The organism is Streptomyces sp. NRRL F-5126 (assembly GCF_000721265.1).
GTDB lineage: Bacteria > Actinomycetota > Actinomycetes > Streptomycetales > Streptomycetaceae > Streptomyces.
Genome location: NZ_JOFZ01000014.1, coordinates 86,780 through 102,030, shown reverse-complemented (window position 1 = coordinate 102,030; position 15,251 = coordinate 86,780). Strand labels below are relative to the sequence as shown.

16 protein-coding genes are annotated in these 15,251 nt (G+C 71.5%); 6 read left to right on the top strand and 10 right to left on the bottom strand.

The genetic code is table 11. The features are described from left to right. Window positions 1-65 precede the first annotated feature (65 nt). On the top strand, window positions 66-1,310 hold the full coding sequence (locus IH48_RS0129410) for a glycosyltransferase (RefSeq protein WP_030911282.1): 1,245 nt from the start codon (window positions 66-68) through the stop codon (window positions 1,308-1,310). Between the two features lie 94 nt (window positions 1,311-1,404). Beyond that, entirely contained in the window at window positions 1,405-2,400 is a 996-nt protein-coding gene (gene hemB, locus IH48_RS0129405) for a porphobilinogen synthase (RefSeq protein ID WP_030911279.1), read from the top strand. Between the two features lie 73 nt (window positions 2,401-2,473). Here the strand turns inward: hemB and IH48_RS0129400 are convergent, their stop codons facing one another. Then, window positions 2,474-3,355 carry an NAD(P)-dependent oxidoreductase gene (locus IH48_RS0129400; protein ID WP_030911276.1) on the bottom strand — a complete coding sequence of 294 codons (882 nt, stop codon included), beginning with the start codon at window positions 3,353-3,355 and terminating at the stop codon, window positions 2,474-2,476. A 97-nt stretch (window positions 3,356-3,452) separates the two neighbouring features. On the opposite strand from IH48_RS0129400, the gene IH48_RS0129395 reads away from it, so the two are divergent. Continuing rightward, window positions 3,453-3,812 carry a winged helix-turn-helix transcriptional regulator gene (locus tag IH48_RS0129395; protein WP_030911273.1) on the top strand — a complete coding sequence of 120 codons (360 nt, stop codon included), beginning with the start codon at window positions 3,453-3,455 and terminating at the stop codon, window positions 3,810-3,812. 36 nt (window positions 3,813-3,848) lie between these two features. On the opposite strand, the gene IH48_RS0129390 is transcribed toward IH48_RS0129395, so the two are convergent. Continuing rightward, window positions 3,849-4,199 (bottom strand): beta/gamma crystallin domain-containing protein, encoded by a 351-nt coding sequence (locus IH48_RS0129390; protein ID WP_030911271.1) that lies wholly within the window; start codon window positions 4,197-4,199, stop codon window positions 3,849-3,851. Between the two features lie 542 nt (window positions 4,200-4,741). Between IH48_RS0129390 and IH48_RS0129385 the strand changes: the two genes are divergently transcribed. Together IH48_RS0129385 and IH48_RS0129380 are read left to right on the top strand one after the other, a co-directional pair. Continuing rightward, window positions 4,742-5,773, top strand: coding sequence for a hypothetical protein (locus IH48_RS0129385; protein ID WP_051840838.1), 1,032 nt, complete (start codon window positions 4,742-4,744; stop codon window positions 5,771-5,773). A gap of 64 nt (window positions 5,774-5,837) precedes the next feature. Beyond that, window positions 5,838-6,623, top strand: coding sequence for an alpha/beta fold hydrolase (locus tag IH48_RS0129380; RefSeq protein WP_030911265.1), 786 nt, complete (start codon window positions 5,838-5,840; stop codon window positions 6,621-6,623). Here IH48_RS0129380 and IH48_RS0129375 read toward each other — a convergent pair. The 3 genes from IH48_RS0129375 to IH48_RS0129365 all read right to left on the bottom strand — a co-directional run bounded on the left by IH48_RS0129375 (window position 6,620) and on the right by IH48_RS0129365 (window position 7,999). Continuing rightward, a complete protein-coding gene (locus IH48_RS0129375; protein WP_078850130.1) occupies window positions 6,620-7,009 on the bottom strand; it encodes a winged helix-turn-helix domain-containing protein in 390 nt (129 codons plus the stop codon). The two genes, IH48_RS0129380 and IH48_RS0129375, sit on opposite strands and share 4 nt — an antisense overlap. Then, window positions 6,996-7,514, bottom strand: a complete 519-nt coding sequence (locus IH48_RS0129370) for a hypothetical protein (RefSeq protein WP_030911260.1) — start codon at window positions 7,512-7,514, stop codon at window positions 6,996-6,998. The genes IH48_RS0129375 and IH48_RS0129370 overlap by 14 nt, the downstream gene beginning before the upstream one ends. A gap of 116 nt (window positions 7,515-7,630) precedes the next feature. Then, window positions 7,631-7,999 (bottom strand): VOC family protein, encoded by a 369-nt coding sequence (locus tag IH48_RS0129365; RefSeq protein WP_030911257.1) that lies wholly within the window; start codon window positions 7,997-7,999, stop codon window positions 7,631-7,633. 79 nt (window positions 8,000-8,078) lie between these two features. Here IH48_RS0129365 and IH48_RS0129360 point away from each other — a divergent pair, with 79 nt between their 5' ends. Beyond that, window positions 8,079-8,540, top strand: a complete 462-nt coding sequence (locus IH48_RS0129360) for a MarR family winged helix-turn-helix transcriptional regulator (RefSeq protein WP_030911254.1) — start codon at window positions 8,079-8,081, stop codon at window positions 8,538-8,540. A gap of 271 nt (window positions 8,541-8,811) precedes the next feature. Here the strand turns inward: IH48_RS0129360 and IH48_RS0129350 are convergent, their stop codons facing one another. The 5 genes from IH48_RS0129350 to fxlM form a co-directional block, all read right to left on the bottom strand. Next, window positions 8,812-9,651 (bottom strand): thiopeptide-type bacteriocin biosynthesis protein, encoded by an 840-nt coding sequence (locus IH48_RS0129350; protein ID WP_078850129.1) that lies wholly within the window; start codon window positions 9,649-9,651, stop codon window positions 8,812-8,814. A 14-nt stretch (window positions 9,652-9,665) separates the two neighbouring features. Further along, window positions 9,666-10,766 carry a lanthionine synthetase C family protein gene (locus IH48_RS0129345; protein WP_051840836.1) on the bottom strand — a complete coding sequence of 367 codons (1,101 nt, stop codon included), beginning with the start codon at window positions 10,764-10,766 and terminating at the stop codon, window positions 9,666-9,668. Continuing rightward, complete coding sequence (locus tag IH48_RS0129340) at window positions 10,763-13,636, bottom strand: lantibiotic dehydratase (protein WP_051840834.1); 2,874 nt, start codon at window positions 13,634-13,636, stop codon at window positions 10,763-10,765. The genes IH48_RS0129345 and IH48_RS0129340 overlap by 4 nt, the downstream gene beginning before the upstream one ends. 82 nt (window positions 13,637-13,718) lie before the next feature. Then, window positions 13,719-13,865: a hypothetical protein gene (locus IH48_RS36415; RefSeq protein ID WP_158710370.1), complete on the bottom strand. Its 147-nt coding sequence runs from the start codon at window positions 13,863-13,865 to the stop codon at window positions 13,719-13,721. Window positions 13,866-13,890: 25 nt separating this feature from the next. Continuing rightward, on the bottom strand, window positions 13,891-15,126 hold the full coding sequence (gene fxlM, locus IH48_RS0129330; RefSeq protein WP_037843657.1) for a methyltransferase, FxLD system: 1,236 nt from the start codon (window positions 15,124-15,126) through the stop codon (window positions 13,891-13,893). Window positions 15,127-15,251 lie beyond the last annotated feature (125 nt).

The following is a 15,251-nucleotide window of genomic DNA, read 5'->3' as shown; positions in this document are numbered from 1 at the left end:
CGCAAAATCGGCGTCCGAAGGACGGAACCTCAAGGACAGAACCTACGGAAACCGGGAGTGGCGAAGTGCGTGTGCTGTTGACGACGTGGGGTTCGCGCGGTGATGTCGAACCGCTGGCCGCACTGGCGGTGGCGCTGCGGGAACTCGGCGCGCGGGCGACGGTGTGCGCGCCGCCCGACGAGGAGTTCGTGGCCCTGCTTGAGCGGGCCGGTGTGCCGATGGTGCCGCTCGGCCCGACGGTCCACTCGGTGGTCGCCCGGCCGAGCCGGCCGACGCCCGAGGACGCGTTCCGGCTGGCCCGCGAGCTGGTCGCGGCGCGCTTCGGCACGCTCACCGCCGAGGCCGAGGGGTGCGACGTGCTGCTGGCGAGCGGGCTGATGCCGGCCGGCGCACCGGACGTGGCCGAGAAGCTGGGCATCCGCTACGTGCACGCGTGCCTCCAGATCTTCGGACTGCCGTCGCGGCACTTCCCGCCGGGGGCGCGTCCTGGCAGGCAGTCCTCCCCGGACGAGACCGACAACCGGACCCTGTGGGAGCAGGACGCCCAGCGGGTGAACGCCCTGTACGGCGAGGCGGTGAACAACCACCGGGCGGCGATCGGCCTGCCACCGGTGGTCAACGTCCGCGACCACGTCTTCACCGCCCGGCCGTGGCTGGCGGCGGACCCGGTGCTGTGCCCGGCGCAGGGCATGACGGACCTCGACGTCGTACAGACCGGGGCCTGGGCCCTCCCGGACGACCGCCCGCTCCTGGACGAGCTCGAAGCGTTCCTGGCGGCCGGCGCGCCGCCCGTGTACGTGGGCTTCGGCAGCATGGCCTCGCACCTCCCGGAGAACATGGCCCGGGTGGCCATCGAGGCGGTCCGCGCGCAGGGCCACCGCGTCGTTCTCGCCCGCGGCTGGGCGGGCATGGCCCCGGTCGACGGCGCCGGGGACTGCGTCGTCGTCGGCGAGGTCAACCAGCAGGCCCTGTTCGCCAGGGTGGCCGCCGTCGTGCACCACGGCGGTGCGGGTACCACGGCGACGGCCGCCCGGGCAGGCGTGCCGCAGGTGGTGGTCCCGCAGATCGCGGACCAGCCGTACTGGGCGGACCGCGTGGCCGAGTTGGGCATCGGCGCAGCGCACGACGGCCCCGTGCCGACCGCCGGCTCGCTGTCCGCCGCGCTCGCCGCGGCCCTGGCGCCGCGTACCCGGGACCGGGCGCGGACGGTGGCCGGGACTCTCCGCGGGGACGGGGCGTCGGTGGCCGCGAGACTGCTGCTCGACGGGGCCGACGCGCCGTCGGCAAATGCCCGGTCCGGCCGGGCGTAGCGTGTAAGAGACCCGACCGGTCCGACCGACCCGACCGGTCCGACCGACCCGGCCGATCACACCGACCCGATCCGACTGGCACGAGGCGACTTCCATGACTGTCCACGGTTCGTTCCCCGGCGTCCGCCCCCGGCGGCTGCGCACCACGCCCGCCATGCGGCGGATGGTCGCCGAGACGCGGCTGCACCCGGCCGACCTGATCCTGCCCGCGTTCGTGCGTGAGGGCGCCGACGCGCCCGTGCCGATCGCCGCGATGCCCGGTGTCGTGCAGCACACCCTGGACACGATCAGGAAGGCGGCGGTGGACGCCGTGTCGGCGGGGGTCTCGGGGATCATGCTGTTCGGCGTGCCCGAGGACGCCAAGAAGGACGCGCTCGGCACCGCGGGCACCGACCCGGACGGCATCCTCCAGCAGGCGATCCGGGCCGTGCGCTCGGAGGTCGGCGACGACCTGATCGTCATGTCCGACCTCTGCCTCGACGAGTACACGGACCACGGCCACTGCGGCGTCCTCACGCCCGACGGCCGCGTCGACAACGACGCGACGCTGGAGCGGTACGCGGAGATGGCCAGGGTCCAGGCCGAGGCGGGCGTCCACGTCGTGGGCCCGAGCGGCATGATGGACGGCCAGATCCGCGTGGTCCGCGAGGCGCTCGACGCGATCGGCAAGCAGGACGTGTCGATCCTCGCGTACACCGCGAAGTACTCGTCCGCCTTCTACGGCCCGTTCCGCGAGGCGGTCGGCTCGTCGCTGCGGGGCGACCGCAAGACGTACCAGCAGGACCCGGCGAACGCCCGCGAGTCCCTGCGCGAGCTGGCGCTCGACCTGGAGGAGGGCGCCGACATCGTGATGGTCAAGCCCGCCCTCCCGTACCTGGACATCCTGGCGCGCATCGCGGACGAGTCGGACGTGCCGGTCTGCGCGTACCAGATCTCGGGCGAGTACGCGATGATCGAGGCGGCCGCGGAGAAGGGCTGGATCGACCGCGACGCGGCGATCCTGGAAACGCTGACGGGCATCAAGCGCGCGGGCGCGAGCATGATCCTCACGTACTGGGCGACGGAAGCGGCGCGGCGGCTGGCGCGCTGAGGGCGACGGCGGCTGTACCCGGGCGGCCCGGGAGCCCCACCCGTGGGCGCCCACTCCCGTGCGGCGGTACCGGTCAGCGCACCAGCAGGTCGATGACGCCCGCCAGGCCCTCATCGCCGCTGCCCTCGGCCAGGCGGCGGCGCATCAGCTCGAAGTACGGGCTGAGCAGCTCCGGGCTGACGCCCTGCTGCTCGGCGGTGCTCAGGAAGGTCGGCGTGCCGGCGACCTGCATGGCGAGGTCGGAGACGACGCCCCGGGTGTAGTCGCCGCTGCGCAGCTGCTCGGCCGTCTGGCGGACCGACGGGGCTATCGCGGCGAGCCAGCCTGCGAGCAGCGGGGCGAACGAGGCGGGGTCGATGTCCTCCTCGCGGATCAGGGCGAACGCGTGAGCGGCCCCGGCGAACATTCCGTACATGGCGCTGAGCAGGGCGACGTCGTAGAGCGCCGCGAAACCGGCGTCATCGCCGACGTACGTGGCGCCCGCCGGGGCCGCCAGGATCTCCTCGTACTGATCGAACAGTTCCCGCGAGCCGCTGTAGAGGACGTAGCCGCCTGCCCCCGGGACGCCGATCACCGAGGGGACGGCCATGATCCCGCCGTCCAGGTAGCGGGCGCCGCGCTCGCGCGCCCACTGGGCGCGTGCGCGGGCCTGGGCAGGGATGCTGGTGGTCAGGTTGACCAGGTCCCTGCCGGTCAGGTCGGTCCCGGCCAGCGCCTCCTCGACCGAGGCGTCGTCCAGCAGGCAAAGGATGATCAGGGTGTTCGCCCGGACCGCCTCGGCGGCGCTGTCCGCGAGCTGTGCCCCCTCGGTGGCGAGTGCCGTCGCACGGGCCTGTGTACGGTTCCAGACGGTGAGCGGGTGTCCGGCGGCAAGCCAGGCACGCGCCAGCGCGGTACCCATCGAGCCGAGGCCGAGCAGCGTGCAGGAAGTCTTCTCAACTCTGTTGCGTGTCATGCTGATGAGGCTGGTCGCCGGCCCCGGAGCGATCAAGTACGCACTTGAGGGTGGGTGGTTACCCGGGGGTGAGCGAGCACGTAGGAGGGGTGGGGGAATGGCGACGCTGAACCGGCCGGGCGCACCCGGCGGACACGTGTGCGGGATCGACGCCGCGATGGAGGTGATCGGAGGCAAGTGGAAGGTGCTGATCCTCTGGGCGCTCCACGAGCACCCATGCCGCCGATTCGGCGAGCTGCGCAGACTGCTTCCCGGCATCACCGAGAAGGTGCTGGCCTCGCACCTGCGCGAACTGGAGGCGGACGGCGTCGTGCGCCGCGTCTCCTACGACGAGGTGCCGCCCCGCGTCGAGTACTCGCTGACCGAGGACGGCACGCGCCTCAATGACGCCCTCCGGCCGCTGGCCGAGTGGGGCCGCGAGCGGGCGGCCGGTCCGGTCACGCCCGTAGAAGCGTGACCGGACGGCACGTCCCGGCGATCCGGTGTCAACGCGTCACAGGATCTCGATGGACTTGACCTTGGGCGGGCGGTTGGGGAACGTCATCACGGTCCAGCGCTTGATCTTCACCGAGTCGCCGTTGGCGTCGTAGTAGATCAGGTCGTTGTTGCCGGTGGAGATCTTGTCGACCCACCAGTTGCCGAAGTCCGTCCGCCCGGCGTTCGCGTAGCAGTCGACGCTCTGTCTGCCGCCGCTGTGCGACCAGATCTTCAGGAAGTGCTCCCCGCCACGGCATTCGACGTGGTTGATGGCGTAGGCATTGCCGCTCGTGCAGATGGTGAGGGCGGCGGCCGTGGCGAGCGAGACCGCCAGGGCGCGCGCGACCCTCTTGCTCTTCGAGATCACAGATTTCCCTTCGTGCGAGGGCAGGGCCTCAGGGGCCGGCCCTCAAGGTGATGGGGCGTCATTTCGGCACTGTGCTTGGTCGTTGGCCCGCCAGTCGGCCGTGTCCAGGGCCGGGCGGATCGAACGATCTTGGCCCACGCTACAAGCCAAACAGGGCGAGATCGGTCGTACCGATCCAAAACACATCGAAGAGGTGATAACGCGGCGTAAGGCTGTGGCGAAGGACGAGACCGGATCGTGCCGGGCCGTGTGGTCACACGAGCGACGGCCCCCGCACCCGCCGGGCCGTGTGCGCAGGTCGGCCCGGAGCTTGAGCCCCGGGTCCCGGGCGCCGGGCCTCGGGCTCCCTGTTGGTTGAAGGGGTGGTTTGGGATACCCACCCTTCCCCCCAAGCCCCCGCTGACGAGGAGGGATCGCTTTCCGTGATCGGCTTGCGCCGGAGCGTGTCCACCGTTTAGCGTACGAAGCGTTAAGCGGCCCCGGCCGGTGCTGAGAACACCGGGCGCGGAGCCTGACCACGCACCGAAAAGAGCGTTTCGACGATGGCTGCCGCCAACCTTAATGCTGCCCTGCCCGCGCCCGCACACCCCCAGGCCAAGCCTGGATACGGCAAGCGGAGCGCCCCCGACCAGCGCCCGCGCGGCGCCCACGATTTCGCACACCTGCGCACGAGGGAAGCGGCCATCGCCGCGTACATCGACCGCATGCCCGAGGGCACCGCGATCGGCTACAAGGCCCTCGCGTCCCAGCTCGCCGACTACGGCCAGCAGGCGTGCGGCAAGGCGCTCAACTTCCTCTCGGAGGCAGGGCACTTGCGCCGGATCAAGGAGCACCTGCAACTCGACGACAACACCTTCCGCTGGGTGACGCACACGTTCTTCTCCCGCACGCCGCGGGAGGACGACTGGTGGCGGACGTTCGTGGACAGCATGCGCGGCATCGACCTCACCGAACGGGCGCGGCGCGCGCGGGCGGCCGAGGCGGGCGGAGAGTCCGACGCGGAGCCCACGCCCACGCCCCCGGACCCGGCGCCCCCGATGACCACATCGCCCACGCCCTCCGACGCCTACCGCGCGCTCCAGCGGCTCGGCCGCGCCGAGCCCCGCATGACGCTCTCCGCCGCCGAGTGCGCGGCGCTGGAGCCCCTGGCCGCGCAGTGGTTCGCGCGCGTCGCCACACCGCAACACCTCACGCGCTCGCTGACCGAGGGCCTGCCGCCCACGCTGCACAGCCCCGGCGCGATCGCCCGTACCCGACTGGAGAAGAAGATGCCCCCCGAGCCCATCCAGGAACGCGCCTACGTCGACCGTGTGGTGATGGTCTGCATCGGCTGCGACGTACCGGACAACGTCAGCCCGCTCATCAACGGCGTGTGCGTCGAGTGCCGCGAGGAGATGACCGCCTACGAGGCGGCCGAGGAGGCGGGGATCGTCATCGACCGTGTCCCCGACACCTTCCGCCGCATCCCGGCGCAGGTGGACGTGGCGCGCCGAGCCGACGAGCTCCGCGCGGCGGCGGGATTCAGGGCCCGGCCGCTGGCGAAGCCGACGCAGGGGAGCGCCGGGGTGTTGTGAAGGGCCGTTTTGTTCGGCTCAGTTGTGGTGCCGGGCCGTCTTGGTGCCCCGTAGTGTCGGACGCATGGATGACGGGCCGGTTCATGTGACGCTGTGGCAGGACGGGGCGGCGGCGACCGCGCCCCGGGCGCTTCTCGTGCACGGCACGATGTCCTGGGGCACCGACTCCTTCCGGGGCCAGCGCCCGCTCGCGGAGCGGTTCCGGCTGGAGCTGATGGATCGGCGCGGGTTCGGGCGGAGCCCGGACATCGAGCGCAGTGACTACGAGGTGGATGGGCAGGACATCGCGGTGCTGCTCGGCTCCGGGGCCCACCTGGTGGGCCACTCCTACGGTGCCGCCGGCACGATGCTCGCGGCGGCGCGCCGTCCGGATGTCGTCCACTCGCTGACGCTGATCGAGCCGTCCACGCTGCGCATCGCCGAGGAGAACCCGGTGGTCGGGCAGGCGCTGGCCCGTATCCGGGCCGCCTTCGGCGAGGCGCGTGAGCCGATGAGCCCGGAGGAGTACCTGCGGTACTCGACCGAGGACTATGGCCTTCCGGCACCCGAGTTCACGCCCGGCCTGCTGCGTGCCGCCGTGTCGGCGATGGCCGAGCGCCCGGTGTGGGACGCCGACATACCGCTGGCTGCTCTTGCTGGGGCCGACTACCCGAAGCTGGTGGTCAACGGCACTTGGGAGACCGCGCACCCGGAGTACCGCGCCTTCTCCGGCGAGGCCCTGATGGCCTGCGGCGAGTCCGTCGCGGACCGGATCGGTGCCCGTCACGTGCGGGTTCCGCGCGCCGGCCACTCGCCGCACCAGGATCGGCCCGACTCCGTGAACCGCTTGCTCGCCGATCTGTGGTGCTAGGCGGGCTCGCCCTTGGCCCGGCCGATTTGTCCGGGGCGCCGGCGTCGCGGTTGCGCGGTGCTCGTCGGCTCCGGCTGGTAGGCCTCGGCCGTCCGGCGTGACTCGTCGACGATCGCCTGTAGCGCGGCGAGATGGGACTGGAGTGCCTGGTGGCCCTCGGCACTCAGGTTCAGCCAGGTCCTGGGGCGCTTGCCGACGTAGCCCTTGTCCACTTCCACGTAACCGCGGTCGCCGAGCGTGGTTACCTGCTTGGAGAGGGCGGAGGCGGACAGGCCCACCGACTCGCGGACCCAGGAGAACTCCGCCCACTCCACCCCCGTGAGCAGCGACACGATGGACAGGCGTGTCGGATCGAGCAGCAGCGGGTCGAGGTCACTTCTTGCCATGACCGGTCATTGTCCCTCCCGGCGCCCCCGACCGTGCCGCCGCCAGCAGCGACCGCTGGAGCCGGCGGCCGAAGAAGACGCACACGCCGCCGAGCACAGCCCCGAGAATCGTCCGCAGGTAAGGGACCGACAGGTCCCCGTGCGCCACGAACGTGAGCACGAGGCCCAGGACCACGACCGCGAGGATCCCCAGGCGGTGGTACCGCGTGAACTTCGGTGAGATCTCCTCCCTGCGCAGGCGGTTCGGCCTGCCCAGCAGGGTGGAGCCGCGGCGGGTGCGCAGCATGGCCGCGTAACCGATGGCGAGCGCGGCCAGAGCCCAGGACGTCCACGCGTCGGCGCCGTCTCCGAGGAAGTCGGGCGCGGCCATGAGCAGGAAGAGCGCTGCCCCGAACACGGCGTAGACCCAGGGCGCGTCGGTGGCGGAGTCGAAGGCCTGGTCCCTGCGTGCGCCGGCGTCCTGCAGCGCGCGGGCGGCCTCGGCCGGTGCCGGTCGGTCGGTCATGACGACCTCCAGTAGTTTCTTGGAGAGAAGCAGTTTCCTCTCAGGAAACTAGTTTCCTGTACTGGGAGTGCCAAACGTTCGCCTGTCGCGGCGCAGTACGGCGCAGTACGGCGCGGTCAGGCCCCGTGCGCGGTCATGACGTACCCCTCGGGTCCTGCGAAGGAGAACACCGGGCCGAACGGGCTGTCCCTGACAGGCGCGACGATCTCGATGCCGGCCGCGGCGAGCTTGTCGTGCAGGGACTGGGCGTCCGGCGTGGAGAACCACAGGGCTACGCCAAGACCCGGGCGGCCCGCGTCCAGGTCCGTGCCGGGCAGCGGCTGGCGCACCGCGAACGGGCAGGGCTTGGTGTCGAAGACCACCGCGCCGGGCGGGGACGCGGGGGTGCGGACGAGGCCGAGGTGCTCCTCGCAGAAGGCGGCGGCGGCCGCCACGTCACGGACCTGGAGCGCTACGAAGTCGGGGCCGCTGATGGTGACGGACATGGGGTGCCTCCCGTTTGCATGTCAGGATATTGACATAACCGACGGTACGGCGCCCCACCGTTGATGTCAAAATGCTGACATGGAGAACAGGATGCCCGCGGAACCGCCGCACCCCGCAGACGACGTGCTCGACCACGTGGGCTACCGGCTCAAACGCGCCCATGCGGCCCTGCGCGCGGCCATGGACAAGGCACTGCGGGAGCACGGACTGACCGTGCCGCAGTACTCGTGCCTCGAAGTGCTCGCCGCCAGGCCGGGCATGTCCAACGCCGACCTCGCGCGCGCTACTTTCGTCACCCGGCAGTCCATGAACGTCGTCATGCGCGGGCTGCAGGACGCCGGGCTCATCGACCGCCCCGGCACCGTCGCCTCCGGCCGCGCACGCCCGACCACCCTCACGGCGGAGGGCCGGCGCCTGCTGCGGGACGCGCAGGAATCCGTCTACGCGATCGAGGCGCGCATGGTCCGCGCCCTCCCGGGGCACCGCCTGGCCGCGCTGCTCGAAGACCTCGACCGCGTGGCGCGGGCCCTCGACGAGTGAGGCTGTGCGCCGCCCATCCGGCGATGGTCAGCGCCCGGCGGCGCCGTCAATCGCGCGTCCGGACCGGGTCGGCGGTGATGACGTACAACCAGAGCGCCACTGCGAACAGAACGGCACTGGCCGGCCAGGCGCCCAGGCTTACGGCCGGGTAGAGCGGAAGAGCCCACCAACTGGCCACGGGATCGTCCTGCGATGCGATTCCCACGCCGGGCCCTTCTCCGTTCGGGGCGTGTCTTGTCGCGTGCCCTGAAATCGCGACCTGGACCCGCAGTTACCCGGCGCACCTGCCACTTGGTCGGGGAGCTGCTGGGCCCTTGGGAGGTCCGTCGACTGCGGTGCCCCTCAGTGGACTGATGGTGCCGAAGACAGCTTGCTTCGCCGCTTGCGCGAGTGCGGCCTGCGTGATGGCTGTAAGTCCGATCCGGTTGAAGTGGAAGATCACATGCAGGGCGATGACGGCGCGTATCCCGCGGGTGAGATTGCCTTGTTCACGCAGGGTACGCAGGGCCGTGCCGGTGTCCTCGAACGCCTTGAGCCAGTCGCTCGCGATGGCGTCGGTGCGGGCTGTGCCCAGGAGGAGTCGGCGTACGTCGCCGACGAAGGACGCCCATACCCGCGCGTCGGACGGTGCCGTGAACAGCCCGGCGCGCTGCTCGGCAACCCGGGCCCAGGCGTCGCCCTGCTCGTTGCTGTCCAGCCCCGCGGCCCGCATGAGCGCGGTGCACAGCACGAGCGAATGCTCCTGCCGGTCGGCAGGGTCAAGGGAGAGGAAGGACAGCAGGTGGCGGCTGTCCTGGTGGAAAAGGGTGTGTGCGGCGTCCATGCTGCCGGGACCACCGAAGCCGTGGACTTCCGGTTCGTAGATGTCGGGGGTCCAGGTGACTCCGGCGGTGAGCAGAGGGTGGACCGGATCGATGCTGCTGTTGTCTATGGCCGGGAGGTAGCGAATGCGCCAGGGGCCTTTGCGGATGAAGAACCACGCGGTGATGAGACCGCCCGCCTCGGCGCGGGGAAGGATGCGGGCAAGGTGGGCGACGGCGTGGGGTTCACGCTCGCGGGGGCCCGCGCCGGGGTAGGCGATGTTCACTTGTTTCCAGGGCGTCTCGTTCATATCCCCTCTTCCGGTCAGCTGAGCAGGAGGCAGGCGTCCCAGGCGGTCTGGGTCGTGATGGCGGCGGCCAGGTCGGCGCCGGCGGTTCCCACGAGGAACCCGGGGGGTTCGTCGGGCGCGGCAGTGGCTCGTTGATGCGCGCCCAGTGCGGGAGTTAGGGGCATGGGGGTGAGGGCGTCGGCGGAGATCCGGCGGGCGACCGTCAGCAGGCCGGCGGTGCCGTGGCACAGGCTGCGGTCGGTGAGGCGAGCCAGTTGCGCCGGGTCGCTCACGCAGTTGGCGAGCGCGCGCTCGGCTCGGCGCTGGTGGGCGCGATCGCCCACGGCGCGGGCGGCGAGTGTCTGGGCGAAGGAGATTCCCGGGGTTCCGTAGCACCAGGACGGCCGGAGGGGGCCGTCCTGGTGCGTGTCGCCCCGGTTGACGTCGGCGGCGCTGACGGTGGCCGGCCACCATGCGCCGCTCGCGCCTCGCTGTTCCCAGGTGTCCAGCCACGCGCAGATGCGTCGGATGGCCGCCGTCTGGCCGTCGACTTCGACTCCGTCGTGCAGCGCGAGTGCGCACAGGGCGAGGGGGCCGGTGATGCCGTGCGCCATCCCGTGGTCGCTGTGGTGCGTCCACCAGCCGGGAAGTCCTTGGATTGGTTCGGTGAGCCGTACGAGGTAGGTGAGGATCTGTCGTAGCAGGTCCGGGCGTCCGCGGCGGCGTACGCAGACGCCCAGTCCGGTCAGTCCGCTGATCAGGTCGAACTCGGCGGCCAGGGGCCGGGCGCCGGCGTCGATGCGCCGGTGTGCGGCGTCGAGTTTGCGGCGTAGGACGGTTTGGGTTCCGGCGTCGGCGGTGGCCAGGGCGCCGGCCAGTCCGGGCCTGCGCGCGCAGCTGTGCAGGACGAAGGCCAGCGCCGGGGCGCCGTAGTACAAGCTCGCGTTGTCCGCGACGCTGAGACCGTCGCGGGCCGACCGTTCCAGCCATGCGTGGGCCTGCGGCCAGGAGCCGGTGCTTGTGACAGCGCGTTCGAGGTGCAGCAGGGCGATGCCGGCGGCCCCGCCGCTGAGTGACTGCGCGGGGCGGTTCGGAGTGTGGGCCGTGGCGTGTGCGGAAGTGTCTTCAGCGGTCATCGTGGGTCGCCTGCTGTCCGCGCGTGCTGCTGCTGGGCCAGAGACCGGGCCATCCGCAGGCACATCCGTTCGGAGTCGGGGTCAGCGCCGGTCATGCGGGCGTGATGAAGATGCAGCAGGTCGTCCAGGGCCGGGCTGAGCCGGTCGTCGTCCAGGTGGGCTCGATACCGGCGCAACGCGGCGCGGCGCCGTTCGAGGATGTCGGTCAGAGCGGGCTGGGGTCGGCGGGCTTGGTGGAGCACGTCGCGGTCCAGGGGCGGTGTGCCGCCGTGGGCCGCGTGTTCGATCAGCCATGCTGTCCCGGCGGTGCCGAGGAAGCCGGTGGCGATGTCGAGGTAGCTCGCCGCGATGAGGGCCTGGCGGTGCAGCCGGGTGGTGAGTTGGGCGACCACGACGGCCGAATCCGCGGCGAAGACGCTCTCGGCAGCTTCCAGTGCGCGGCCAGAGCCGAACCGGCCGGTCTCCGGGCGGTAGACGTCGAGGGTGGTGTCGCCGATCAGGCCGGTGCGGCGCTGGTCGGTGGCCCAGGTCCCGAAGGTGCGGGCGGCGTCCCCGTACCGGTCGGGGTGGTGCAGGCGGATGCGCAGCCGCAGGTGGGGGGTTGGCTCGGGATGGCGGATGAACCACCAGCAGTCGCGCGGGCCGTGCTCCCATCGGGCCATCAGTTCCGGAAGGGCGCCGGTGAGCAGTGCGCTGTGGCTGTCGGGGTGCCCGTAGACCTTGGCGTACAGCCACGCGCCGGCTCCTGGGGAGTGCTCCTCCGGGGGCGGATAGCCGCGGGTCGGCAGGGGCCGGGCTGGAGACCGGGACGGTGACCGGGAGGCGAGGGGCAGGGCAATGTCGTGTGGGCGCCCGCCGATCCAGCCGTGCTCGGCGTCGGTCTCGGTCACGGTGGCGCGGCCGCGCCGGTCCAGGTGGTCGCGCAGCAGTGCCCGGTGGGCGGACTCGGTGAGGTCCAGGCGGATGCGGACATCGTCATCACCGAGCTGGACGAGAGCCGGGATGTGACGGGAGTCTCGGAGGCTTTCCAGCGCGCGGACCCAGGTCGGCCAGGGTGCGAGGGGTCCGGGCAGGTCGCCCTGGTTCAGGTTCCAGTGGGCGGGGGCGAGGATGGTACGGCCGTAGCGCAGGCGGGGCAGGAACGGAACCTGCCGGGTGAGGAGATGACCCCAGAAGAACGGAGTGCACGGCGCGGCGCGGGCCGTGGTGATCTCACACAGGAACCGGGCCAGCGGATGGGTGTGGTGCCGCAGCCCGACCGCGTTGAACATGACTGGTTCGACGGGGAAGCCCCGGGATCGGGACAGCAGGTAGAAACGGTGGGCATCGGCGGTGACCGCCAGATCGTCCAGGCGCAGGTGGCTCTCGTCCTCGCGCCGGTGCTCGCCCAGCGGCAGTAGCGGCGCGAGCACGGGAGTCCGGGCGACATTGCCGATCTTGGCGTTCAACGGCGGGCTGGAGATCTGGACGGTGAGTGCACCGGGTGCGGCCGTCGGCAGCGTCGCGAACGCGCGGGTGAACCGCGCGCGTTCGCCGGGCTCCAGTAAGTACAGGAACCGCCCCATCGACGTGCCGGCGTGCCTGGCCGCGCCCGTGACGGTCAGCGTGAACGCGCCGCGGTCCAGATCGGACACGGTGGCGGCCTGCACGCTGAATCGCAGTTCGGTGTGCGGCGGCGCTGTCCGGGCCGTGGCGGTGCTCGTCAGCTCGGCCAAAGTCCGGTCGTCGAGCAGGATCTCCCGGCAGCCCTCCAGCGCGGACCTCTGGGCCAGAGCCGCGAGCGCGGTGTCGCGGGGCAGCAGCGGCTGCGGAACGCGGGCCAAGGATCCGCGGTATCCGGCGGGGAAGCCCAGGCCGGTGTCGGGATTCACCAGCTCGCGCACCCCGATCACAGCGCCGGGACCGTACCGGTCGAGGAAGGCGCCGTGGTAGGCATCCCAGATGGGCCGGGGCGCGGCCAGGCGCACCAGCGCCGACGCGGCGGCCTCGGCTTCGCGCAGCACCGCCGGGGGCAGGCTCACCGCGCAGTCCAGCCGCAGATCGACCGCTGCGGGAGCTGCGCGCAGGTCCGGGACGGCTTCGGGCACCTGGCCGGCCAGGGCGAGGTGCGGATCGGTGACGGTCATCGCCGGCCGCAGACTGCTGATCAGCGCGTGCCGGCGCACCAGCTCGGTCAGCATGCCCTCCACCGCGTCGGCGGGAGCGGCCGGGTATTCGGCCCGCAGCTTCGCCGCCAGGTCTCCGAGGACGATCGGAACCTGGGCGTGGTGGAGGGCGGCGCGCACGGCGCCCGTGCGCCGGATGACCACGTCGGACACCGATGTGTCGGTAACGTGCCGGCAGGGAATCACCCAGTCGTCGCCGCGCGCGAACCCGAGATTGTTGGCGGTCACCGGCAGGGTCCGCAGGACGTCGGGCCGGGCCTCCAGAGTCGTGATGAAGCCGTCCAGCCAGACGGCGTCGGGTCGGCGGTGCGGGGAGTGCGCGCCGCCCCAGCGGACCGATGCACGGTCGGTGAGGGTGACCGGTGCGACTCCGGCGAACAGGCCGAACGGTACCGGCCGGCTCGTGGCCCGTAGGAGGTAGCGGGCCAGTGACACGGTGATGCGCCGCACCTGGCGCGCCGTGAACTTGCTTGCGTCCCGGCACAGATCGGTGACGCGCGCGGCGAGGTCAGGGCTCGCCGCGCGCACCGCCTCGGCCAGCGTGTCCAACTCCCACACCCGCCTGATCCACGTCAACCAGCCGGGCAGGTCCTCCCTCGTCAGATCGGGCCACGCGGGCACGGTCAGGCCGTCGGGGTAGGCGGCGGCTCGGATCAGTGCCACGTCCATCGCACGAAACTCCGCGCGGAACTCCGGTTGGTTCACGAGGTGGCCCTTCCTTCGGCAGGTGGTGGAAGGGGTTGGTCCCGACCCCGGTCCTGTGCCGGGGCCGGGACCAACCTGTGCATCAGAGGTCGGCGCCAGGCCCGCACGGGGTGGGACCGCAGCCGTCACCGGTGCAGTCCTCCGAGGAGACGACCGAAGCGACCGGGCCGGCGTCCACGAGCCTGACGTTCAGGACGAACTCGTCATCGTCCCTGGTGGTGTCGTTCATGACAGGATCCTTTCGGTGGGTGGGGCTACCTGGCGGTCGGCCAGGAGATCACGACGCGGCTGTGCCGCTTGTCCACAGTCAGCCCGTCCGGCACAGCAGTGTCGGGAGTGCCGGACGGGAAGACGCTCAGGTGTGGGTCCGGGCGCCCGGCCCGGTCCCAGGCCCGGATCTGCTCGGCGAGAAGAGTGGCTGCTTGCTCGGCCTGTGGTCCGTGCCCGTATACGCCGAATTCGACGTGGCCCGGGTCGCCGTCGACGGGGCGGGGTGTGGCCCGGTAGGCCAGCGTCGGGCCGTCGGTGACAGCGGGCGTCCCGTAGCGCCAGGGCAGGTCCACGATGCCGCTGTCCATCGCCTCCTGGTCCGCGGTGATCAGGCAGAAGCCCGGGAGCTGGGCCAGCCACAGGTCCTGGTCGCTGTAGGAAGTTCCCTCAGGGATCGTCACTTCCGACCACACGGCCGCACGCGGCGCCGACAGGACACCGTCCAGGGCCGACGTGTCCACGCGCTGGCCTTCGTCCAGCCACAGACCGACCTTGTCGCCGGGCAGTAGCGCGACACCGGTCCCCCGGCTGGTTCCGGCCCCCTGCATCGGTACGAACCCGCACGTGAACTGGCCGTGGCTTTCGAGTGCGTCGCCTCGGCGCTCCAGCACCCACGATCGGGTGGTGCCCATCGTGCGCAGCGGTACGACCAGCCGTCCGCCTTCGGCGAGCTGGGACGTCCAGGCCGGTGGGATGTCCCAGGCCCCGACCGTGATCAGGATCTTGTCGAAGGTCCGGTCCCCCGGGACGGGGAACTCAGCGTCCTGACAGATCACCTCAACCTGGTCGTATCCCGCCTCCGCGAGGCACTGGCGTGCCCGGTCGGTCACCTCACGGTCGATGTCGACCGTCGTGACCTGGCCGTCGAGGCCGGCCAGCTCCGCGATGAGCGCCGCGTTGTAACCGCCGCTGCCGATCTCCAACACGCGATCACCCGGTCGGATCCGGAGCTGGCCGAGCATCGCCGCTTGCAGCCACGCCGCCGAGACCGAACTCAGCGATACGCCCCGCTCGTCCCGCTTGGTGATCACCGCATTGTCGCCGTATGCCTCTTCCAGCGAAGCGGCACCGGTGAACACGTGCCGGTCCACGGTCAGCAGCGCCTGCTCCACCTCAGGCGCCAGCACCCACCCCAACCTCTCGAACTGTGCGGTGACCCGCGCGACCAGCTCGGCGCGCAGCTGTGCCACGCGGTCCGTGTCGACCGGAGTTCCGTGCATAGAACTACTCCTTCAGCGGTGTTCCTGTTGCTCTGTGCTTCGGCAAGGAGACTTGCGCGGGCGAACCTACGCGGCATTGCAGAGAGTAATGAACCTGCTACGCAGACTGCCGACAACCTGAGGGG